This window comes from Janthinobacterium sp. HH106, assembly GCF_001758725.1.
In the GTDB taxonomy this organism is placed as follows: Bacteria; Pseudomonadota; Gammaproteobacteria; order Burkholderiales; family Burkholderiaceae_D; genus Janthinobacterium.
On sequence record NZ_LRIC01000058.1, the window covers coordinates 1 to 21,941 of the forward strand.

At 66.2% G+C, this 21,941-nt stretch carries 18 protein-coding genes; 2 read left to right on the forward strand and 16 right to left on the reverse strand.

What is annotated here, in order from left to right:
- Positions 1 to 132: 132 nt before the first annotated feature.
- The gene (locus tag JAB8_RS22085; RefSeq protein ID WP_083287859.1) at positions 133 to 885 is read right to left on the reverse strand and encodes a class II aldolase/adducin family protein; all 753 of its coding nucleotides are present in this window, start codon (positions 883 to 885) and stop codon (positions 133 to 135) included.
- A gap of 263 nt (positions 886 to 1,148) precedes the next feature.
- On the opposite strand from JAB8_RS22085, the gene JAB8_RS22090 reads away from it, so the two are divergent.
- Positions 1,149 to 2,201, forward strand: coding sequence for an ABC transporter substrate-binding protein (locus JAB8_RS22090; RefSeq protein WP_070291424.1), 1,053 nt, complete (start codon positions 1,149 to 1,151; stop codon positions 2,199 to 2,201).
- A gap of 114 nt (positions 2,202 to 2,315) precedes the next feature.
- Here the strand turns inward: JAB8_RS22090 and JAB8_RS22095 are convergent, their stop codons facing one another.
- The 4 genes from JAB8_RS22095 to JAB8_RS22110 form a co-directional block, all read right to left on the reverse strand.
- Positions 2,316 to 4,688, reverse strand: coding sequence for a TonB-dependent receptor (locus JAB8_RS22095; RefSeq protein WP_070291425.1), 2,373 nt, complete (start codon positions 4,686 to 4,688; stop codon positions 2,316 to 2,318).
- A 222-nt stretch (positions 4,689 to 4,910) separates the two neighbouring features.
- Positions 4,911 to 6,065: an LLM class flavin-dependent oxidoreductase gene (locus JAB8_RS22100; RefSeq protein ID WP_070291426.1), complete on the reverse strand. Its 1,155-nt coding sequence runs from the start codon at positions 6,063 to 6,065 to the stop codon at positions 4,911 to 4,913.
- 26 nt (positions 6,066 to 6,091) lie between these two features.
- On the reverse strand, positions 6,092 to 7,174 hold the full coding sequence (locus JAB8_RS22105) for an LLM class flavin-dependent oxidoreductase (protein ID WP_070291427.1): 1,083 nt from the start codon (positions 7,172 to 7,174) through the stop codon (positions 6,092 to 6,094).
- A 233-nt stretch (positions 7,175 to 7,407) separates the two neighbouring features.
- Entirely contained in the window at positions 7,408 to 8,598 is a 1,191-nt protein-coding gene (locus JAB8_RS22110; protein WP_083287860.1) for a sigma 54-interacting transcriptional regulator, read from the reverse strand.
- A 160-nt stretch (positions 8,599 to 8,758) separates the two neighbouring features.
- Here JAB8_RS22110 and JAB8_RS22115 point away from each other — a divergent pair, with 160 nt between their 5' ends.
- Positions 8,759 to 10,090 carry an LLM class flavin-dependent oxidoreductase gene (locus JAB8_RS22115; RefSeq protein ID WP_070291428.1) on the forward strand — a complete coding sequence of 444 codons (1,332 nt, stop codon included), beginning with the start codon at positions 8,759 to 8,761 and terminating at the stop codon, positions 10,088 to 10,090.
- Here the strand turns inward: JAB8_RS22115 and hmgA are convergent, their stop codons facing one another.
- The 11 genes from hmgA to JAB8_RS22170 all read right to left on the reverse strand — a co-directional run bounded on the left by hmgA (position 10,091) and on the right by JAB8_RS22170 (position 21,938).
- Positions 10,091 to 11,395, reverse strand: coding sequence for a homogentisate 1,2-dioxygenase (gene hmgA / locus JAB8_RS22120; protein ID WP_070291429.1), 1,305 nt, complete (start codon positions 11,393 to 11,395; stop codon positions 10,091 to 10,093).
- Positions 11,392 to 11,577, reverse strand: coding sequence for a DUF2783 domain-containing protein (locus JAB8_RS22125; protein WP_070218444.1), 186 nt, complete (start codon positions 11,575 to 11,577; stop codon positions 11,392 to 11,394). The genes hmgA and JAB8_RS22125 overlap by 4 nt, the downstream gene beginning before the upstream one ends.
- Positions 11,578 to 11,695: 118 nt before the next feature.
- The gene (locus JAB8_RS22130) at positions 11,696 to 13,363 is read right to left on the reverse strand and encodes an FAD-dependent oxidoreductase (protein ID WP_070291430.1); all 1,668 of its coding nucleotides are present in this window, start codon (positions 13,361 to 13,363) and stop codon (positions 11,696 to 11,698) included.
- Positions 13,364 to 13,384: 21 nt separating this feature from the next.
- Positions 13,385 to 14,728 (reverse strand): MFS transporter, encoded by a 1,344-nt coding sequence (locus JAB8_RS22135; RefSeq protein ID WP_254679568.1) that lies wholly within the window; start codon positions 14,726 to 14,728, stop codon positions 13,385 to 13,387.
- A gap of 175 nt (positions 14,729 to 14,903) precedes the next feature.
- Positions 14,904 to 15,722, reverse strand: a complete 819-nt coding sequence (locus tag JAB8_RS22140; RefSeq protein ID WP_070291432.1) for a helix-turn-helix transcriptional regulator — start codon at positions 15,720 to 15,722, stop codon at positions 14,904 to 14,906.
- Positions 15,723 to 15,740: 18 nt separating this feature from the next.
- Positions 15,741 to 16,250 carry a peptide-methionine (S)-S-oxide reductase MsrA gene (gene msrA / locus JAB8_RS22145; protein WP_070291433.1) on the reverse strand — a complete coding sequence of 170 codons (510 nt, stop codon included), beginning with the start codon at positions 16,248 to 16,250 and terminating at the stop codon, positions 15,741 to 15,743.
- 56 nt (positions 16,251 to 16,306) lie between these two features.
- Positions 16,307 to 17,650, reverse strand: a complete 1,344-nt coding sequence (locus JAB8_RS22150; RefSeq protein ID WP_070291434.1) for an MBL fold metallo-hydrolase — start codon at positions 17,648 to 17,650, stop codon at positions 16,307 to 16,309.
- A gap of 107 nt (positions 17,651 to 17,757) precedes the next feature.
- Positions 17,758 to 18,732: a porphobilinogen synthase gene (gene hemB / locus JAB8_RS22155; protein WP_070218449.1), complete on the reverse strand. Its 975-nt coding sequence runs from the start codon at positions 18,730 to 18,732 to the stop codon at positions 17,758 to 17,760.
- A 112-nt stretch (positions 18,733 to 18,844) separates the two neighbouring features.
- On the reverse strand, positions 18,845 to 19,741 hold the full coding sequence (locus JAB8_RS22160) for a DUF535 family protein (RefSeq protein WP_070291435.1): 897 nt from the start codon (positions 19,739 to 19,741) through the stop codon (positions 18,845 to 18,847).
- Between the two features lie 165 nt (positions 19,742 to 19,906).
- Positions 19,907 to 21,259: a HAMP domain-containing sensor histidine kinase gene (locus JAB8_RS22165; RefSeq protein WP_070291436.1), complete on the reverse strand. Its 1,353-nt coding sequence runs from the start codon at positions 21,257 to 21,259 to the stop codon at positions 19,907 to 19,909.
- Complete coding sequence (locus JAB8_RS22170) at positions 21,252 to 21,938, reverse strand: winged helix-turn-helix domain-containing protein (protein WP_070291437.1); 687 nt, start codon at positions 21,936 to 21,938, stop codon at positions 21,252 to 21,254. The genes JAB8_RS22165 and JAB8_RS22170 overlap by 8 nt, the downstream gene beginning before the upstream one ends.
- Positions 21,939 to 21,941: the final 3 nt, after the last annotated feature.

Sequence of the window (21,941 nt, forward strand, 5' to 3'; positions counted from 1 at the left end):
AATTGCGCATGAAAGACGTTTTGTTGCGCCAGGGCTGGCGCCAGCAGGCTGGCCGCCATTACGGCGACAGACAGCTTGCGCCAGCTCAAACCTAAGAATTTCAATGACATTGCGGGCCTGTTCTAGTAAGGGTTACACCAGGTCGGTGGCAGGCAATAATGACAAGGCGCGCGCCGTGTCGATCAGCTTGCTCATCTTCCATTGCTGCAGCAGCACGCCGGGACCGAAGTCGCGCGAACCGCCGATGGCTTCGGCCGCGATCTGGATCTGCGCGCCCTCTTCCAGCAGCAGGATGAATTCGGCCAGCTTCAGCAAGCCCTGCTTGCCCCACACGGTGGCGCCGCCATTCGCTTCCAGGATGGCCGTCGCATGCGTATTGCGCGCGATTTCGCCGAGGATGAAATCGACTTCGGGCTGGCGGCGGTCGATATAGATGGGAATTTCACGGATCAGCTGGAAGCGCTGCACGGGCACATAGCGGATCGGCAGGGTGCGGTGCGTCTGCGCCCACGCACCCAGCGACGGCGAGTGCACGTGCGAGATCGACGTGACCTCGGGCCGCTCGCGGAACAGTTTCAGGTAACGCGCGCCGCCGTTGTTGGCGTCGCCCACGAGCACCGTGCCGTCCAGCGCCAGCACGGCCGCCTTCAGGGGCTGGCCGCGGCGGAACGGACCCGGGTCGTTGACCACCACGACCTTGTCGCCGCCAGGGGTACGTTCGACAAAGCCCACCGTGCCATTGGCCGTCAGGCTGCCCGTCTCGCGCAAGCCATCGAAGGCGATCTGCGCATCGCGCCGCACCTGTTCCACGAAGGCCAGTTCGGCCGCCGTCAACTCCTGGGTTTGTACTTGCTCTGGTGCTTGTGCTTGTGCCACGTCCGTCATGTCATGCTCCATTCGGTAAAGAGGTTGAGACCAGGTTTCGTCTACCGTCTACTTCCGCAAGACGCGTGCCAGCGCCGGGGCCGTACAAATGACGGAGCGCTGCTGCCTGTGCAACAGCGGCTGCTGGCATGGCAGCAGTGGTACGGATATGCACTGTCTACCAGCCAGCAAGCGCGGTTCGGGGTCTGACCCGGCGGGTCAGACCCCGGCAGCAGGCATGTTTCGTGCAGCGTTCGGTCTTCCTCACCTTACCAAGGAATCCCATGACCACCGCAACCGCCCCCGCCGTCGATACCGTCTGGTTCACCCGCTGCCCCGTGCCCACGGCCACGGGCCTGGCCTATAAACTGGGCTGGCTGGACGAAGAATTCGCCCGCGACGGCATCGCCTTGAAGACGCTGCAGGAAGTGGGCGGCGAGCTGGCGCGCCACCATTACGACCATGGCCTGTCCACGCTCGTGCGCGAAGGGGGCAACCTGCTGGCCTTGCCCGCGCGCGCGCAAGGAGCGCCCACGCGCCTGATCGGCCTGACGTGGATCGATGAATGGCAAGCCATCCTCGTGCGCCCCGGTTCCGGCATCGCCACGCCCGCGCAGCTGCAGGGCAAGCGGCTGGCGCTGCCCGTGTTCCGCGCTGAAGACTTGCGCGAGAACCGGCGCGGGCGCAGCATCGCGCGCGGCATGAGCCTGGCCGGCTACAAGGGCGTGCTGGCGTCGGCCGGCCTCACGCTCGACGATGTGCGGCTGGTGGAAGTGGGTGCCGACGCCCAGGCATCGGCCAATCTGGGCGCGGGCCTGTGGCAAGGCATAGGCCCGCTCTTGCGCGGCGAAGTCGACGCCGTCTACGTGAAAGGCGCGGCGGCGGCCGAAGCGGCGCGCGCGGCGGGGCTGGAAGTGGCCATCGACATCGACGCCCTGCCCGACCGGCGCTTCCGCGTCAACAACGGCACGCCGCGCCCGATCACCGTGCATGCAACCATGCTGGAACAGCATTTCGAGCTGGTCGTGCGCTTTTTGACGCAGACCTTGCGCGCCGCGCACTGGGCGCGCAGCCACAAAGAAGAGGTGCTGGCCATCCTGCAGGGCGAGACGCGGGCCGGCGCCGACGCCGTGGCCGAAGCCTACCGCGACGGTTTTCACCTGACCCTGGCGCCCGACCTGTCCGACGACAAGGTGGCGCTGTTCCGCCAGCAGAAGGATTTTCAATTGCAGCACGGTTTTCTCGACCGCGACGTCGATATCGACAGCTGGATCGACCGCCGGCCATTGGAAGAGGCCCAGCGGCGGCTGGAGGCGCTGCTGCGGGTGGCGGCGTAGTGGTGTTGTCGGCTTACGCTGCGCTAAGCCGACCTACCGCTGCGCTGAGCCGACCTACTGGAAGAAAAAATGGCCGGCGAGTTTGCCGGCCTTTTTTACCTCAGGCAGTCACGCTCAGAACTGCACCGTGTACGACGCGCCCACCGTGCGGCCCTGGCCGATGATGACGGTGTCGCCGTTGACGGCGCCCGGCACGAAGCTGGTCAAGGTGTGGTTGCGGTAGACCTTGTCGGCCAGGTTGTTCGCATATGCCGTGATCCGCTGCTTACCGCCCGGGAGCACGTACGACAGGCGCGCATTGGCCAGGGCGAAGCCGCCCTGATTCAGCAGGCCGCGCGCGTCGCTTTGCGGGTCGACATAGTAGTACTGCTTCGACGTGTAGCGCACGTCGCCGCTGAAGACCAGCTGCGCGCCATTGCCCAGCGGGTAGCGGTAGTCGGCCGCCAGCAGCGCCGTCACGTGGGGCGAGCGCACGAATTCGTTGCCGGAGCGGTCGCCGCCATTGTTCTGGATGGCGAAATCGTCGAATTCCGTGCGCAGCAGGCCCAGGTTGGCGTTGATGTGCAGGTTGTCCGTCGGCTGCGCCTCGATCTCGAATTCCGCGCCGTTCACGTGGGCCTTGCGCACGTTTTGCAGGTAATTGACGCTTTGCGTGGGGTCGCCGTTGTACACGCCCGTGATATTGACCTGCACGTTCTTGTAATCATAGTGAAAAACGTTGGCGTTGAAATTCAAACGCCCGTCCAGCCATTCGGACTTGATGCCCGCCTCGAACGAGTTCAGGGTTTCCGGCTTCACCGTATTGAGCGCCCGCACGTCCGTGGCGCTCGTGTTGTAGCCGCCCGACTTGATGCCGTGCGCGTATTTCAGGTAGCCGCGCAGGGTGCGGCTGAAGCGGTATTCGGGCGTCACGTCATACGTCAGCGCATTCCACGTGGTCGATGGATTCGACGTGAAATTGTTGTTGGCCACGGAGGCGGCCGTGTAATTGCCGCCCCGGACCGTGTTCCACCAGCTGGCCGCGTCGCCGAACGTCACCGTGTTCGATGCGGCCTGCACGCGCTGCAAGTCCAGGTCCTTGGTTTCCGTGGTCCAGCGCAAGCCAAACGTGGACAGCAGCTGCTCGCTGAAGTTGACGGTGGTGCTGCCGAAGATGGCCGCGCTGCGCGCCTTGTGCTGGTAAATGGTACGGTTGTAGCCAACGGGCTGGGTGCTGCCCGCCAGCGCCGGCACGGTACCGTTGGGCAGGCGCGCGCCGGCCGCATCGGCATCGATCTTTTCATTGAAGTAGAACAGACCCGCCACCCAGCTCACGGCGCCGTTCTGCGGCGACGTCAGGCGCAGCTCCTGCGACACTTGTCGGCTGCTGGCCTTGGAACGGCTGCGGCCCACTTCCAGCGGCGTATTGTCGCTGTCGCCCGTGGCTTCGTTCCTGAAATTTTCATAGCCCGTGATGGAAGTGAGGGTCAGTTCGCCCAGCGCATATTCGAGGTTCAGCTGGGCGCCGCCCTGTTTCACGTCGCTGTCGGCCGGCGCATTCGTGCTCACGTCGTCGGGATTGGTGCTGGGGACGTAGCCGTTGCGGTACATGCCATTGGCGCCATAGCTGGCCACGGTGGTGGTGGCGCCCTTGGTCGTGTAGTCGCGGTAATGCAGGTTCAGATTCGCCGTCAGGTCGCGCCCGATCAGGGCCTTGAGCTGGCCGCGGATGGCGCTGTCCTTGAGTTTTCCATCGCGTTCGCCCGTAAACTGGTTGCGGAAGCGGCCCCTGTCCTGCTGCTCCGTATGGAAGGACAGCCGCCCCGCCAGCACCTCGTCGACCAGCGCGCCGCCGATGGCGCCTTCGGCCACGGTGGTGTCGTAGCTGCCGTAGTCGAGCTTGGCGTAGCCGCTGGACTTGAACGAGGGTTTGCGCGAGATCACGTTGATGGCGCCGCCCGTCGTGTTCTTGCCCCACAGGGTGCCTTGCGGGCCGCGCAGCACTTCCACCCGGTCCAGGTCGAACAGGGGAAAGCCCGTGGCGCTGGAATTGCTGATGTAGACGTCATCGAGGTAGAAGCCGACGGGATTCGGAAAGTCCACCTGCTGCTGGCCCGCACCCACGCCGCGTATCCACCAGCGCGGGCGGCCGTGCTGCTGCGTGCCGGCCGAGGCGTTCGGTACGTAATTGAGGATTTCGCTGGCCGAGCGGCCGATGCCCGTGTCGAGCAGCTCCTTGCCACCCAGGACCGTGATCGCGCTGGGCACCTTCTGCGCCGATTCTTCGCGCTTTTGCGCCGTCACCGTCACCGATTGCAGCGAGGCGCCCTCGCCGGTGCCATTCGCGTCAGCCGCAGCGATGACATCGGCGCCAGGCGTTTCCGCATGGGCCAACCCTGGGGCGAGCATCAGGCCGCCGATGGCGAAGGCCGAGCGCAGCGCGCGGCGCACTGGCGTCAAATGAAGAGGAGATGGGGAGAAGGCGGCAGGGGCAGTCGAACGGCGCATGGGTGATTATCCTTGAGTAAAGTCAAAACGCGAGATGGTGATGACCTATATTGCAAGTGGCGTGCCCGCTGCCGCAGCGCAGCAAAATGGAAGTTAAGTGCTTGATTTCAAAGGGAGACTATCATCATGGTAGTGCTGTTGATTTGGCAGCAGCGCCGCCGCCGCGTGCTGCCTGCGCGACAGCAGTCGGTGGCGCTGCTGTCGCGGCAACAGGGGAAAGGATCAGGCGGCGCGCAGCAGTGCCGCCGTGTGGCCGCGCACGAGCGGCAGCACTTCCTCGCCCACCCTGTACGCTTCTTCCAGGTGCGGCGTGCTGGCCAGGATGAAGGCGTCGGCGCCCAGCTGCACCAGCTCGTCCAGGCGTTCGGCCACCTGCTGGTAGCTGCCGACGATGCCCTGCGTCTGCCCGCCGCGCAGCAGATTGAAGCCGGACCAGATATTCGGCGCCGTGATCAAGTCCTTGTAGCTGTTCAAGGTGGTCGGGCGGTTGCCCCGCTGGCGCGCCGCGCCCACGGAATCGCCGCCATCGGTGCCGAGGAACTGGCGCAGGGTGGCCGCATCGACGGCCTCAAAGCCCTTGCGCACCTCGTCCCACGCTTCTTCTTCCGTGGCGCGGGCGACGATGTCGACGCGCACGGCGCACTTGATCTTGCGCCCCAGCAGCGCCGTCTTTTCCTGCACGCGGGCGAATTTCTCGCGCAGCTGCTCGAACGGTTCCAGCCACGTCAGGTAGTAATCGGCGTGCTTCGAGGCCGAACCGAGGGCCGCGTCGGACGAGCCGGAAAAATAGATCTCGGGGAAGTCCTGTTCGGACAACGGCGTGGCCAGGCCCGCGTCTTCCACCTGGTAGAACTTGCCCTGGTAGGAAAACGGTCCGCCGCGCCACACACCGCGCACCACGTCAAGGAATTCCGTCGTGCGCGTGTAGCGGTCGTCGTGGCCGGCCGCATCGCCCCACCACAGCTGTGCCGGGCCGCCGCCGCCCGTGATGACGTTGTACAGGGCGCGGCCGCCCGTGGCCCGCTGCAGGCTGGCCGTCATGCGCGCGGCCACCACGGGGTTCAGAAAGCCGGGCTGGAACGGGATCATGAAGCGGAAAGTGCGCGTTTCGCGCGCCAGCAGCGCGGAAATGGCCCACGGTTCATCCGTCATGGGAAACGACGGGATCAGGCCGCCCTGGAAGCCCGATAGCTCGGACGCGCGGGCGATCTCCGCCAGGTAGTCGATATACGTAAAACCGTCGGCGCCACCACCACCGAGGCCGGCCTGGCGCAGGTTGTCATTGCCGGGAAACCAGTCGCCGCGAAACGGCGTGCGGGCGCGGTGCGAACTTGGTTCGCCATGCGTGGGGATGCGCCAGAAAAAATCGATTGCCATGTGAAGTACTCCTTGGTAAGTTAGATTCAGGCCGCTTTCAGCGCGGATGCCGTCAACGATGCGCGCACGAGCGGCAGCACGTGTTCGCCGACGCGATAGGCTTCCTCGAAATGAGGGATGGCCGCCAGCACGAAGCTCGACACGCCCGCCTGCGCGTACGCTTCCAGCGCGGCGGCCACCTGCGCATAACTGCCCACCAGGGCGCCGTGGGAGCCCGTCTGCGCTTGCGCAAAGCCGGGCCAGAACGCGGCGGCGCTGCCGTCGGACGGCAGTTCATCTGGCAGGCCCGCGCCGCTGCGGTAACGGCGCGCGTCGCGCAAGGCTTCGTCGAACGTTTCACGGGCCAGCACGTCGATGCGCAAGCCCGCCGCCACGATGCGGCCCAGCTGGCGCGCCTGCGTTTGCAGGCTGCCGATGGAAGGCTGCAAGTCCGCCAGCGGTGCCGCATCGAAGACGTGCACGTCGGCCTGGCGCGCCGACAGGGCCAGCGCTTCGGGCGTCTCGCCCGTCAGGTAGATGCCGTTGACGGGATGGTTCGCCAGCGGGCCCTTGAAGCCGCCGTCCTGCACCTCGAAGAACTTGCCCTTGAAGCTGAACGGCGACGTGTTCTGCACGCCGCGCGCCACCGTGATGAATTCATCGATGCGGGGCAGAATATCGGCGTCCGGCGCCGCATCGCCCTGGCGCCTGCGCGCCGCCGCATCGCCGCCGTGGCCGATCTGCCAGGCGAAGCGCCCGCCCGTGAAGCGCTGGAAGCTGACGGCGTTCTTTGCCGCATACACGGCAGAACCCCAGGCCGCGTCGAATTCGGCGATCAGCTTCAGGTGGCGCGTGCTGCGGGCCAGGTAGCCGGCGACGATCCAGCTTTCATCGCCCTGCGTATCGTGGCGCACCTGGATGCCGTCGAAGCCGGACAGGTCGGCCGCGCGGGCGATCTGGTGCAGGTAGTCGAAGTAATTGAAGGGCGGACGCGCGCCGCGCGGGTCGCTCACGCCCGCCTGCAGGGGACTGGGCGCGCCAGCGGCCCGTTCGCCCCGGCGCGTGATGCCGGGCGCCGCGTAACGGCCGTCGCCGCTGGTGGGCAATTGCCAGATGAATTCGATGGTCATGCGTGGACTCCTGTCGTGGGTCGAAGAAAACACCGCCGCACATTGGCGCGGCGGCCTGCCCTTCCCTCCTCGCAGAAAGCATGCCATGCCCCGTGGGTCCGCCAGCGCCATTCTCTGTTGATTTGGCAGCAATCAGCTGCATCCACGGCAGCAGCGTGCTGCACGCGCAGCAGCCATGAAAAAAGCCGGAGCCGCAGCGCTGCGGGTCCGGCTCCAGGAGATCCATCACGCGCCTAGTCGATGGCGCCCGCCTTTTTCAAAAAGGTGCGCAGGATGTTGCGGCTCAGGTTCAGGTGTTTCGCCGTGCGCACCTGGTTGCGCTCATTGCGCTCCCACGCGGCGCGCACCAGTTCCTGCTGCATCGCTTCGAATTCCACGGCCTCGCCCGAGTCGAGCAAGGCTTGCCAGGCGCGGGCAAAGCGCTCGGCGGCCAATAAATCGTCCTGGCCGGCCGCGCCGTGGGCCGCGTAGGCGATGTCGGCGCCGCCGGCCCACGCGTCCGGCACGGGCACAGGGGCCGATGCAGGCGCCGGAGCGCGGTGCCAGCCCGACAAGCTCAGGTCTTCGGCGCGCACGACGCCGCTGCGGCACACGAGCAGCGCGCGGTGGATGACGTTTTCCAGTTCGCGGATATTGCCCGGCCATGGATAGCCGAGCAAGGCCTCCTGCGCATCAAGGTCCAGCTCCACCTCGCCCAGGTGCAGGCGCTGCGCATAGATGGCCATGAAGTGGCGCGTCAAGGGCATGATGTCGCCCGGGCGTTCTCGCAATGGGCGCAGCGGCAGGCCGATCACCTGCAGGCGGTAATACAGGTCTTCGCGGAAGCGCCCGGCCCGCACGGCTTCGGCCAGGTCCACGTTCGTGGCGGCGATCAGGCGCACATCGATGGGGATGGCGCGCCGCGCGCCCAGGCGCACCACTTCGCGCTCCTGCAGCACGCGCAGCAGCTTGACCTGCATCGCCAGCGGCAAGTCGCCGATTTCATCGAGGAACAGGGTGCCGCCGCTGGCCGTCTCGAACCAGCCCGGCTTGCCCTGCTGCGCGCCCGTAAATGCGCCCTTTTCATAGCCAAACAGTTCGCTCTCGACCAGGGTTTCGGAAAACGCGCCGCAGTTGATCGCCACGAAAGTCTGCTCGGCGCGCCCGCTCAAGCCGTGCACATGGCGCGCAATCAGCTCTTTTCCCGTCCCCGTCTCGCCCGTGATCAGCACCGTCGCCTCGCTGGGCGCGATGCGTTCGATCAGTTCATGCAACTGGCGCGAACGGGGGTCGGCAAAGACAAAGGCCGTGGCGCGCACCAGCAAGCTCATTTGCTGCGGGTCGCGGAAGGCGACGAGCGCACCATCATCGTCGGCGCTGGCGCCGCGGGCCAGGTGAGCGCTGCGCGCGAAATCGCTGCTGAAATTGTGGGCTAAGAGTTCCATGGGCCGACTATACCGCGTGCCATCTGCAGGCGTGAACGAATGGTGCCGCGCTAGCTTATCCGGATTTTGCATATACGGGCGCTGGCCCCTTGCTGGCCCGAAGCTTGCATCAGTATTGTTGACGCAGATCATGTCGCCAACCCACCACGGAGCTTCCCCCATGCCAGCACGCCAGCTCGTCCTGAACGTCTTTTTGCAGCGCCACGGCCACCACCCTGCCGCCTGGCGCCATCCATCGGCCAGCGCCAGCGGACGGCCCGACCTGGCCTGGTGGCTGCGCGCCGCCAGGCTGGCCGAGGCGGCCAGGTTCGACAGCTTTTTCATCGCCGACTTCATCGGCCGCGCCGGCGACGTCATGCCGGACACGGGCCGCGCCGCCATCGGCCTGCCGTTCGAACCCTTCACGCTGCTGTCGGCGATTGCCGCCGTCACGCGCCACATCGGCCTGATCGCCACCGTCAACACGAATTACGAGCACCCGTATCACGTGGCGCGCAAATTCAGTTCACTCGACCACCTGAGCGGCGGGCGCGCGGGCTGGAACGTCGTGTCCTCGTTCGCCGAGCATACGGCGCGCAATTTCGGCATCGATGCGCCGCGCAGCCACGCGCAGCGCTATGCGCGCGCCGATGAATTCGTCGCCCTGTCCAAGGCCCTGTGGGATAGCTGGGACGACGATGCCTTCGACCGGCCAGACCGCGCCGGCGGCCGGTTCTACCAGCCGGCAGCCGGCCATGCGCTCGATTTCCGGGGCGAGTATTTCGCCTCGCAAGGCTTGCTGGACTTGCCCCGTCCCGTGCAGGGCCACCCCGTGCTGGTCCAGGCGGGCAATTCCGAAACGGGCCGCGAATTTGCCGCGCGGCTGGCCGAGATGGTGTACTGCTCCGCCACCTCGCTGCCCGTGGCGCAGGCGTATTACGCGGACGTGAAAGGACGCATGGCGACATACGGACGCACGGAAGATCAATTGAAAGTCACGCCCGGGCTGTCCGTGGTGGTGGCCGAATCGGACCAAGAGGCGCAGGACCAGTTCGGCGAGCTGCAGGCGCTGGTCGACTTCAGCAAGCTGGAATTTGGCGGCTTCGACTTGTCCGGCTATCCGCTCGACGGCCCCCTGCCCGACCTGCCCTACCAGGCGGGCGACAATGGCAAGGGGCGCTTTCAACAGCAGCTGGAGCTGGCCCGCCGCGAGAATCTGACCTTGCGCCAGCTGGTGCTGCGCTTTCGCGTGGCGCGCGGCCACCTGCAAGCGATCGGCTCCGTCAAGACGGTGGCCGACGTGATGGAGCAGTGGTTCGTGGAACGGGGCGCGGACGGCTTCAACGTCGTGCCGCCGCTGCTGCCGCAAGGTTTCGATAACTTTACGCGGCTGGTGGTGCCGGAACTGCAGCGGCGCGGCCTGTTCCGCACCGAGTATGCCAGCAGCACCCTGCGCGGCCACCTGGGCCTCGACCGGCCCGCCAACCCGCATACGCGGGCGCGGGCCGCCTGATCAATCAGGATCCGGATCGAAATGCTTGCGCAAGCCTTGCCAGCACTCGAAATAATCGTGTTGCAGCAGGCCGCCGTCCAGCGCGAACGGCGTGGGCTTGAGGATGGTGCGCGTCTCGAACATGAAGGCCATGGTGTCGGCCACCTTCGCGGGCGCGGACGTGTCGCTGTGCGAGGCTTTTTCGAACGTCTGCGCATCGGGACCGTGGCCGGACATGCAGTTGTGCAGGCTGGCGCCGCCCGGCACGAAACCGGCCGCCTTGGCGTCGTACACGCCGTGGATCAAGCCCATGAATTCGCTGGCCACGTTGCGGTGGAACCAGGGCGGGCGGAACGTGTGCTCGGCGGCCAGCCAGCGGGGCGGGAAGATGGCGAAGTCGATGGCGCCGAACAGCGGGTTCTCGCTCGGCGCCTGCAGCACGAGGAAGATCGACGGATCCGGATGGTCGTAGCTGATCGAGCCGATGACATTGAAGCGGCGCAAATCGTATTTGTACGGTGCGTAATTGCCATGCCAGGCGACGACGTCGAGCGGTGAATGGTCGAGCGTCGTGCGCCACAGGTGGCCGCCGAACTTGGCCACCAATTCGCAATCGCCGTCGATATCCTCGTAGGCCGCGTGCGGCGTGAGGAAGTCGCGGCTGTTGGCCAGGCCATTCGAGCCGATGGGCCCCATGTCCGGTAGGCGGAAAGCCGTGCCGAAATTTTCGCAGACATAGCCGCGCGCCTTGCCGTCCGGCAGGGTCACGCGGAAGCGCACGCCGCGCGGGATCACGGCGATTTCCTGCGGTTCCAGTTCGATCAAGCCCAGTTCCGTGGCAATCGCCAGCCGCCCTTCCTGCGGCACGACCAGCAATTCGCCGTCGGCCGAATAAAAGAAGCGCTGCATGGAGCGGTTGGCCGCGTACACGTGGATGGCGCAGCCGCTCATCGCTTCGGCGCTGCCGTTTCCCGCCATCGTTTGCCAGCCATCGATGAAATCGACCGGCGTGGCGTCGTCGGGCAGCGGCAGCGGGTCCCAGCGCAGCTGGTTCGGCGGCGTCGGCGGCATGGCGTGGAAATCGCTGACGATGCGCGTGTTTTCAGCCAATGTAAACGGCGGATGCTGGCTGGCGGGACGGATGCGGTACAGCCAGGAACGCCGGTTCTGCGCGCGCGGCGCCGTAAACGCCGTGCCCGACAATTGTTCCGCATACAGGCCCAGCGGCGCTTGCTGCGGCGAATTTTGCCCCTGCGGCAAGGCACCGGGGATGGCTTCCGTGGCAAACTCGTTGCCGAAGCCGCTTTGGTAGCCGGCGCCTATCATGCGCGCTCCGCCAGGCCGTCGGCCGCGTCGCGCAGCAAGCCTTGCACCACGTCGGCCTGGCCGATGGCGCCCATGGCCAGCAAGGCGAAGCGGGCCAGGAACAGCGGCGAGCGCTGCTCGCCCAGGCCGCCCATGGTGTGGCACAGCTCGGTGTATAAATTATCGAGTTCGATGTCGGTCATATGATCTCCTGATTTACTGTGCTCTTCCTTCGTTAACCCAAAAAGCGGAAGAGCTGGGGTCGGACCCTCAGGGACTCGGCGCCCCCGTCCGACCCCGGAATTTGCCACTGGGTTTGGTTCAAGACAACGCGCGTTTCAATGCATCCGCCACCTGCCCCACCCTCACCTGGCGCCAGCGCCCCAGCACGTGCCCATCCGGGCGCACGAGATAAAACGTGCCGGGCTGCGCGTCGAACAGCGAGCATACCTGCGCCGTATGGTCCCAGGCGCCCCCTTGCGCCCCGCTGCGGGCGATCGCCACGGTCGTCAACGGCAAGCTGTCGCCCAGCGCCAGCAGTTCCGCTGGCACCGCGCCATCGTCGCTGAAATACAGGCCCGTGAAATGGCCATCCGCGCGTTTGAGCAAATCGGTAATATACCGCGCTTTTTGACCGCCGTTGTGCGGCAGCGCGAGCGGGCACTCGGGCAAGACCGTGCCCGGCGCGGGACCGGCCGTGAACACGTCCAGCTCAGGCGCATTCAAGGCCGATTGCGCATACGCGATGGCGCTGGTCTGGCGCGGGTTGATCAGCGAGCGCACGTGCGCATGCTTGCCCGCCAGGCCCAGCACGGCCGTGCGCATCAGCTCGAAGGCAAACGTGGGCGGCGCCATGAATTCCGTGCTTTTCGTGCCGTGACGCAGGTTTTCGCGGGCGGCGTACACGCGTTCGTCCGAATAGCTGTCCAGCAAGCTATCCGGCGCCTGGCCCTTGACGACGTAGGCGAGCTTCCAGGCCAGATTGTCGGCGTCGTCGATGCCGGAATTGGCTCCGCGCACGCCGAAGATCGGTACCAGGTGGGCCGCATCGCCCGCGAACAACACGGCGCCGTGGCGGTATTTTTCCAGTGTCAGCGCGTTGGCCTTGTAGATGGTGATCCACACGGGATGCCATGGCTGTGTCTCCCCCATCATGGCCAGCAGGCTGTCGACGCGGGGCGCCACGTTTTCCAGCAGCACGGCCGCCTGCGCATCCTCGTCGTCGCGCAACTGGTAATCGATGCGCCAGATGTCGTCGGGCTGCTTGTGCACCAGCACGGTGGAGCCGGGGTTCGACGGCGGATCGAAATAGGCGAGACGCTCCGTCGGACGGTCGCTCTTCAGGTGGATATCGACGATGACATAGCGCCCTTCGTAGCTGGTGCCCTGCAATTTGAGGCCCAGCGCCTCGCGTACCGCGCTGCGCCCGCCATCGGCCGCCACCAGCCAGTCCGCGTCGATGGTGTAGGTGTCATCGGGCGTGGCCAGCGTGACGGTGGCGCCATCGGCGCGCTGCTGCACGCCAGTGACGCGCGTTTGCCAGCGGATATCGATCAGCTCGCTCTGGCGTTCGGCCGCATCGAGCAGGAATTGCTCGATATGGTATTGCGCCAGGTTGACCATCGGCGGCAATTTCTGGTTCGCGTCTTGCGGCATCGTAAAGTGCAGCACTTCCTCGTCGCGGTAAAAGCTGCGCCCGCCCGCCCACGGCAAGCCTTTACTGATAAAACCGTCGAGCGCACCGAGGCGGTCGATGATTTCCAGGCTGCGCCGCGAGATGCAGATGGCGCGACTGCCCGTGCAGACGCCATCGTCCGCCTCGATCAGCACCGAACGCACGCCGTGGCGCGCCAGGCCCAGGGCCGTGGCCAGCCCCACGGGACCGCCGCCGACGATCAGGACCGGGACGTGCTGCGTGCCGGCGCCAACAGCCTTGCCGGGCGGATACACTTTCGGCACATGGGGATAAGGGTGGAATGTATCGCTCATAATGTTCCCTCTTCAACAATATTATTTGCTGCTGCTCGCGATGGGCAGGGTCAGCACGATGGCCGCGCCCGCCACCAGCAGCACGCTGGCATACAGCAAGCCCGTGGCAAAGCTGTGCGTGAAATCCTTCAGCCAGCCCACGACGACGGGGTTCAGGGCCGAGCCGATATTGCCCGTGGCATTGATGACGGCGATGCCGATGGCGCGTGCGCCCAGGCTCAGGGCCCGGTCCGGCGTGGTCCAGAAGATCGACATGGCCGTGTAGGCGCCCGTCGAGGCCATGCACACGCCCAGCAACTGCAGCACGGGTTTGCCAGAATAGGCGGTCAAGAGCCAACCGCCGGCCGACAGCAGCATGGGCCAGACGATATGCCAGCGGCGCTCCTGCAAGCGGTCCGAGCGGCGGCCCCAGACGATCATGCCGATCACGGTGCACACTTGCGGTATCGCCGCCAGCAGCCCGATCTGGGTGTTGCTGGCGCCGCTATTGAAACTTTTCACGATCAGCGGCGTCCACACGGCCACCATGGCCAGGGTATTCACCAGGCAAAAGTAGGCGATGCCAAATTTCAGCACGGTGGGCGACAGCATTTCCGCCAGCACGGAGACTTTTTGCCGGGGCGCATCAGGCTTGTGCTCGGCCGCCAGCATGCGCGCCAGCACCTGCTGTTCCAGCTTGCCCAGCCAGTTTGCCTTGTTGGGCGCGTCGTCAAGGTAGCCGTAGACGGCCAGGCCCAGCAGCACGGAAGGCATGCCTTCGAGCAAGAACAGCCATTGCCAGCCCTTCAAGCCCCAGTGACCGTCCAGCCCCAGGATCAGGCCCGACAGGGCCGAACCGATGGCGGCCGTGACGGGCATGGCGATCATGAACAGGGCATTGGCCCGTGCCCGGTAGGCGCTGGGAAACCAGTACGTGAGGTAGAGCAGCATGCCGGGCAGAAAGCCCGCCTCCGTCACACCCACTAAAAAACGCAGCGCATACAGGCTGGCCGGGCCGCTGGCGAACAGGGTCGCCGTCGAGGCCAGGCCCCAGGCGATCATCATGCTGCCGATCCATTTACGGGCGCCGATACGCGCCAGCACGATGTTGCTGGGAATGCTGCAGGCGATGTAGGCGATGTAAAACAGGGTGGTGGCAAAGCCGAACTGGGTGCCGGACAGGCCCAGGTCTTGCATCATGGTCAGGCCGGCAAAGCCGATGTTGATGCGGTCAAGAAAGGAAAACACGAACAACAGGAATAAAAATCCCAGCAGATGGCGCGATACCTTGCGCATCACCTGCTGTTCCAGTTGCACGCTGGCCGCGTCGAGGACGGGCGCCGGGGTGGCGGCGATGGCGGGGGTGGCCCCTTGGGCGATGGTCATGCTTGTCTCCATAAGGTGTCGCCCTCCCCTTGTTGATTTTATTGGGTGAGGGCGGCCGGGTGATCCCGGCTTGCAACACAGTATGCAGACGCGCGCCGCGAACCCTGTCCCCATTTTGGGGACATTTCGCGGCGAACACCGTCAAAAAGGCGGAGCCGTCCCTACGTCCAAGGGACTAGACAGGTGCTGGCGCCATGCACAGGGCAAACAACTGGCGCTGGCTGGAAATGCCCAGGCGTTTATACGCGCGCTTCTGGTAGGTGATGACGCTTGATGGCTGCAGGCCCATGGTCTCGGCGATTTCCACGGCCGTGAAGCCTTCGAGCACGCAGCGCAGCACGTCCAGTTCGCGCTTGCTCAAGGCGGGACAATGCTGGCGCAGCCTGGCCAGCATCATGGGCGCGACACCCTGCGCGGGCTGGCCGTTCAGGCTGTAGTGGTGCCTGGCCGCATGGGCGAACAGCGGTGACAGGGTTTCGATGGCGGCGATTTCGCCAGGCCGGAACTGGCCCTGGCTGCTGTCGCGGTAAAAATTGACGGACAACCAGATATCGCCGGCCGGCTGCACCAGCAGGGACAGCCGGTCCGAGACATTCGGTTTTTGATAGCAGGTGGCGCGGTAGCCGGGATGGTCGATCTCGTCGCTCGCTTGCTGGTGCAGCACGATGGCGGGATCGATTTTCCGCCCGGGCGCGGGCGCGATCACGCGCTGGTTGCCGTCGAGCGCATAGTAATGGCGCGCGTAGCTGTCCGCGATATCCTGCAGGAAACGCCCGCCGCGCCGGTCGGCCACGGCCACCGTGCGGGGCCGGTTGCCGAATTCATAGGCAAAGATCGTGCACTGGGAAATGGGCGCGGCCGTGCTGACCGTCTTCAGGATGGCCCCGGCGACGGCATTCACGTCGGCATGGCCGATGGCGGCCACCAGGTCGAGGGCGCGCCCCAGATCCAGCTGCCCTTCCGCCTGCCGCCGTTCGACCTGCCAATAGCGCATGGCCGTCTCCCGTGACGCTTATTGTTGACGCTGCGGCAAGACCCAGTCCGGCCGGATGTAGTGGCAGGTGTAGCCGTGCGGCAAGCGCTGCAGATAATCCTGGTGCTCCGGTTCCGCTTCCCAGAACGGGCCGGCCGGCGCCACTTCCGTCACCACCTTGCCGGGCCACAGGCCGGAGGCGTCGACGTCGCGGATGGTGTCTTCGGCCACGCGCTTTTGCTCGTCGTTCGTGTAAAAGATGGCCGAACGGTAGCTGGTGCCGCGGTCGTTGCCCTGGCGGTTCTCCGTGCTGGGGTCGTGGATCTGGAAGAAGAATTCCAGGATCTTGCGGTAGCTGATGGTGCTCGGGTCGAAGATGATCTCGATCGCTTCCGCATGCGTGCCGTGGTTGCGGTAGGTGGCGTTGGCGACGTCGCCGCCGCTGTAGCCCACGCGCGTGGCAAGCACGCCCGGATAGCGGCGCAGCAAGTCTTGCACACCCCAGAAGCAGCCGCCGGCCAGGATCGCGGTTTCGTTGTCTTGTGCCATGGTGTCTTTCCCGTTCTAGTCAGAAGCAGCTATCTTACTCTGTCGCGCGACTTTCTTCAGCGGGCCAGCAAGCGCTTGAGCTGCGCCGCCTGGTAGGCACCGATGGCGTCATTGAACAGGCAGCGTATCAGGGGATCGTCGACGATGTCGGCCTCCGCCAGTGCGGCCCGCGCCCCGGCATCGAAAGGACCGTCGTTGATGCGCATGTACATCGACGTCAGCGATTCGCCCAGCACCAGCGCCGCATGGCATTTCACCAGCGGCACTTCGGTGGTCCAGCCGGGCGCTTCGTTCGTCTCCGGCACCAGGTCGATCAAGTCGCCATGCGTGCGGTAATGCAGGACCGTGGCCGCGCCGTCATGGCCGTACAGGGCCAAGCGCCACAGGCGCGGTTGCTGGAAGTAGCTGTCCTCGGGCAGTTCCATGTCGCGGTAGCGTTCAAGCAAACCGTTCCGGCAAAAATCGAGCACCAGCGCCGCATCATGGGCACTCAAAGGCGAGAAACGGCGGGCGATGTCCGCCGTGGCGGGCGGCGGCGCGTCGGGACGGTAGTCGAAATCCACGTCTTGCGGACCCACGGGGAGCACCCAGGGCAAGGGTTCGGCGCTGCTCACTCCGTGCGCGTCGAGCAGCACGGCCGTCGACGGGTCGAGGCGGAAAATATGCGCCTCGGGCAGCGCGGCGCCGATTTCATCGGCAAAGCGGCGGTAGGTAACGGGGAACATCGCGTGGTTGTACCAGGACCAGTCTTCCTGCACGAACTGGCAGGAGCTGGGCACGAGGTAACGGGGCGCCAGCGCGCGCAGCTGCGGCACCCAGTCGTCGGGAAGTTCGACCGGGCCTCGCGCTGCCAGCGACGGCGCGATGACGGCGATCTCGCGCATGGTCTGGAACGGCCACAAGACCATGTCCCAGGGCGCGAACGCGGCCAGCTGCGCCAGCGTCTCGGGGCCGATCCACGAGTCGACGACGTTGAGCACGTTCACGCCGGCGGCGCGCACCTGGAACAGCGAGTCGACATCGTCGTCGAGCGCGCGGCGCGGGATCACCTCGATGGCGCCCACGCGCACGGGCACGTCGACGTGCAGGCGCTGCACTTGCGTAAAGCCGAGCGCGCGCAGCATCGCGAACAGTTCGTCGAAGACGCAGTACAGATAGATGGGCGTGGCGCGGTCGAGCACGTCGAGGCTGTCGAGCGAGCAGTGGTCGTCATGGAAGTGCGAAATGAAGACGGCGTCCCAGCGCAGCCGGCGCACGGCGTCGAGGTCGAAGCGCACGGACGGAAACGCGTGGCAGTTGCGGCTGAAGGGGTTTTCAACGATGGGGTCGAAGGCGATGGCCGTGCCTTCGCATTCGAAGACATAGCCGGCGTGCAGGATGCGGGAGATTTTCAGGGGCATGGGCGTGAGGAATGCAGAGAGAACCCCTGCAGCGTAAATGCTGGGGTCAGACCCGCCGGGTCTGACCCCGGAATTTGCTTTCGGGGTGAGAAAAACGCCGGGAATGCTCAATACGGATTATTCAGCACATCCATCGCAAAATACGTAAAGATCATGTCGGCGCCCGCGCGCTTGATGGCGCCCAGGGTTTCCTGCACCACGCGGCGCTCGTCGATGGCGCCCGCCTGGGCGGCGAACTTGATCATCGCGTATTCGCCGCTGACCTGGTAGGCGCCGATCGGCAAACGCGTCACTTCGCGCAGGTCGCGGATGATGTCGAGGTAAGCACCGGCAGGCTTGACCATCAGCGCGTCCGCGCCTTCGGCTTCGTCGATCAAGGATTCGCGCACCGCTTCGCGACGGTTCATCGGGTCCATCTGGTAGGTCTTGCGGTCGCCCTTCAGGGTGCTGCCGGCCGCGTCGCGGAACGGGCCGTACAGGCCCGAGGCGAACTTGGTCGAATACGCCATCACGGGCGTGTCGTGGAAGCCGGCCGCATCGAGCGCGCTGCGGATCGCCGCCACCTGGCCATCCATGGCGGCCGAAGGGGCGATGATGTCGGCGCCCGCCTGGGCCGCGATGACGGCCTGCTTGCCCAGGTTCAGCACCGTGCTGTCATTGTCGACCGTGTCGCCATGCAGGATGCCGCAATGGCCGTGGTCCGTGTATTCGCAGAAGCAGGTGTCGGACATGACGACCATTTCCGGCACGGCGTCCTTGATGATGCGCGACATGCGCGCCACCAGGCCGTCCGGGTTCAGGGTGTCCGTGCCGTGGCTGTCCTTGTGGTGCGAAATGCCGAAGGTCATGACGGAGCGCAGGCCGGCGCGCGCGTAACGCTCGATTTCCTGCGCCAGCTTCGCTTCGGGAATGCGGCGCACGCCGGGCATGGACTTGATGTCGATGAAATCGCTGCTGCCTTCGTCGACGAAGATCGGCAGGACCAGGTCGCGCGGATTGATCTCGGTTTCGCGGAACAGCTCGCGCAGTTGCGGGGTCGCGCGCAGGCGGCGCATGCGCGAAGTGGGGAATTGTGCTGGCATGGGGTGACTGGCTTCAGGTTAACAACGCCAGCAAGTATACGCCGATCGCGCCGCTTGCGCCGGGCCGCCCGGCAAAAAAGCCGCGCAGGTCAAAAAATGCCGCCCTGCCCCGTCATTGCGGCTGCAACAGGGCCGCCACTTGCCAGCGCATGTCCGCCGCCAGCTGCACCAGCATGGCGCCGCGGCGGCGCGCATCGGCGCGTTTTTTCGACGGCACCAGTTCCAGGTCCGGCATCCGGCAAGGGCCGCATGGCAGCCTGTAATTGCCGTCGCCGGCAGGCAGCGCATGCAGCTCGCGCCACGCCAGGTCGTAGTCGCACGAGATGTGGCGGCGCCGGCGCCAGTTCAGCGCGATGCGGTTGGCGTTGCTGACCAGGTCCAGGTGGCCGCAGCCGAAAAAATCGCCCAGGTCGCGCAAGGCGGCCACCATCAGGTTCTTCGGCCGGCAGCCGTGCAGCGCCCGCGTCGCTTCCTTCACCGCCTGCGCGCCCGCCTGCGAGCGCAGTCCCTGCAAGGCGCCCAGCTGGATGACGGCGCCTCCGGGCTGGGGACGGAACAGGAAACTGGCCAGGTACAGCGACACGCCGTCGCGCGTCAGGCGCAGGCACAGGTCGCCCTCGCGGTGGCTGTCATGGATGGCCGTCAGCTGCAGGCGGTAGGTGGCGCCATCCTTGCCCTCGATGGCGGCCAGCACCAGCGCGCGGCGCGCCGCGTATTCCACCAGCGGCCGCGCGCCCGCCTGCCACAGGAAACGGTAATGCCCGCGCAGCAGCTCCACCCGCGCCGCGCAACCGAGCTGGCGGCTGGCGTAAGGACGGTAAATCTTGTACAGCAGGCTGGGATGGGCGTGCGCGAGCGCCGCCAGGCCAGGCGTGCCTGCGACAAAGGCTTGCCAGCGCGCGCGCTGCACGGGAAAGACAACGGCGCCCAGCGCGGCCTTGAGGCGGTGGCCATGCTGGCGCAGTGCAGGCAGCGCGGCGCGCTCCTCGATGATGGCAAAAGTATGCATGCGTATGCTTCTACAACAGGTCTCGGCAAACAGAACGCGGCAGGACCGCGGCAGCCCGAAACAGGCGGCAGCACGCATGCAGCCGCTCTACGCCGGGTAGAGCGGATGATAGGTGGGAGCTAAAACAATGGGGGTTACAAGTTGGTAATGTGCTGCCTGCCTACGCTAGCGCAGCAGGTGCAGGCGCAGCCGCAAGCCCGGCGCCGCATCCTCGATTTCCAGACTGCCGCCATGCAGGGCCGCGATGGCCGCCACGATGGACAGGCCCAGGCCATTGCCGGGCAAATGGCGGCTCTTGTCGAGGCGGTAGAAGCGCTGCGTCAGCTTCGGCAATTCCTCGGCCGGCACGCCGGGGCCGTTGTCGCGCACGGCCAGCCAGCCGCCCTGCGCGTCGCTGCCGGCCGACACTTCCACCGTGGCACCCTGCCCCGCGTACTTGATGGCGTTGTCGACCAGGCTGGCCAGGGCGCTGCCCAGCAGGTTGCGGTCGCCCCGCGCCGGAACGCCCTCGCCATACATCTGCACCAGCAGCACGCCCTGCTCGTCGGCCGTCGCTTCATACATTTCCACGATATCGGCGCCGATCTGGTGCAGGTCGATGTCGTCGAAATTCTCGGGACGCATGCCCGATTCGGCCGCCGCGATCTGCAGCAGCTTGTCGAACACGCGCGTCAGATCGTCGATGTCGTCGATGGCCGCCTGCGCCGCGCTCTCGTAGCCGGCCACGCCCTGCTGCTGGCGCAAGGCGCCATCGAGCTTGTTGCGGATGCGCGCCAGCGGCGTGCGCAGGTCGTGCGCGATGGCGTTCGACACGTGGCGCACGCCTTCCATCAGGTGTTCGATGCGGTCGAGCATGCGATTGATGTCGCGGCTCAGCAAGCCGAATTCATCCTCGCTGGAGACGGGAATGCGCCTGCTCAGGTCGCCCGCCTCGATCTCGCCCGCCGTGCGGCGGATCTGCCCGATGCGCGCCTCGAGCTGGCGGCGGAACAGCCAGGCGCCCGCCACCACCAGCACGATGGCCACCCCGCCGCCATAGGCCAGCGAGCGCAGCACCAGCGTGCGGATCGACTTGCCCTCCTCCATGTCGCGTCCGACGAACAGGCGCGCGCCGCCCGTCAGGTCGCGGATCAGCATGCGCGCGGGCACCCGGCGCCCTTCGCGCGTGACGTCGCGGTGCAGCAGGCGGCCCACGGGGCTGCCCAGGTCGGGCCAGGACGACAGATTGCCCGCCACGCGGCGGCCATCGGCATCGACCAGCAAAAAGATCTCCGTGTCGCTGTCGGTGCGGTCGGTCAGCAGATGGGCGATTTCCGCCGTCGTGCGGCTGCTGCCGCCCTGCTCGTACAGCGCGGCGAGGCGCTCCGAGAGCAGGGTCAGCTTGCGGTCCACGCTGCGATCGAGCACGCCGATGGTGCCGAAATAGAACACGGCGCAGACGATGCTGATCGACACGACCACCAGCACGCCATAGCCGAGCGCCAGCCTGGCCGCGATCGAGCGGTGCAGCTTACGCACTGTCGAGCACGCCCAGGGTGTAGCCGACGCCGCGCACCGTGTGGATCAGCGGCGGAGAAAACTCCTTGTCCACCTTGGTGCGCAAACGGCTCACCTGCACGTCGATGACGTTGGTCTGCGGGTCGAAATGGTAGTCCCACACGGCTTCGAGCAGCATGGCGCGCGTGACGGACTGCCCCTGGTGGCGCATCAGGTATTCGAGCAGGCGAAATTCGCGCGGCTGCAGGGCGATTTGCCGGCTGGCGCGCGTCACGCGCATAGTGCGCATGTCGAGCACCAGGTCGGCCACCTGCAGCTGCGTCGATTCGGGCACGGGCGCGGCGCGGCGCAGCAGCGCCTCGATGCGCGCCAGCAGTTCGGCGATGGCGAACGGTTTCGACAGGTAATCGTCGCCGCCGCTGCGCAAGCCGCGCACGCGCTCGTCGACGCTCGACAGGGCAGACAGCACCAGTACGGGCGTGTTGCGGCCCATGCCGCGCAGGCGCGCGACGATGGCCAGGCCGTCGATCTCGCCGGGCAGCAGGCGGTCGAGCACCAGCGCATCCCAGTCTTCGCCGCAGGCCAGGCGCATGCCGTCGATGCCATTGTCGCAAGAGGTGACGTCGTGACCCGCTTCGCGCAGGCCGGCACAAATGTAACGGGAAGTTTCGGCTTCGTCTTCGATGACCAGGCAGCGCACGGG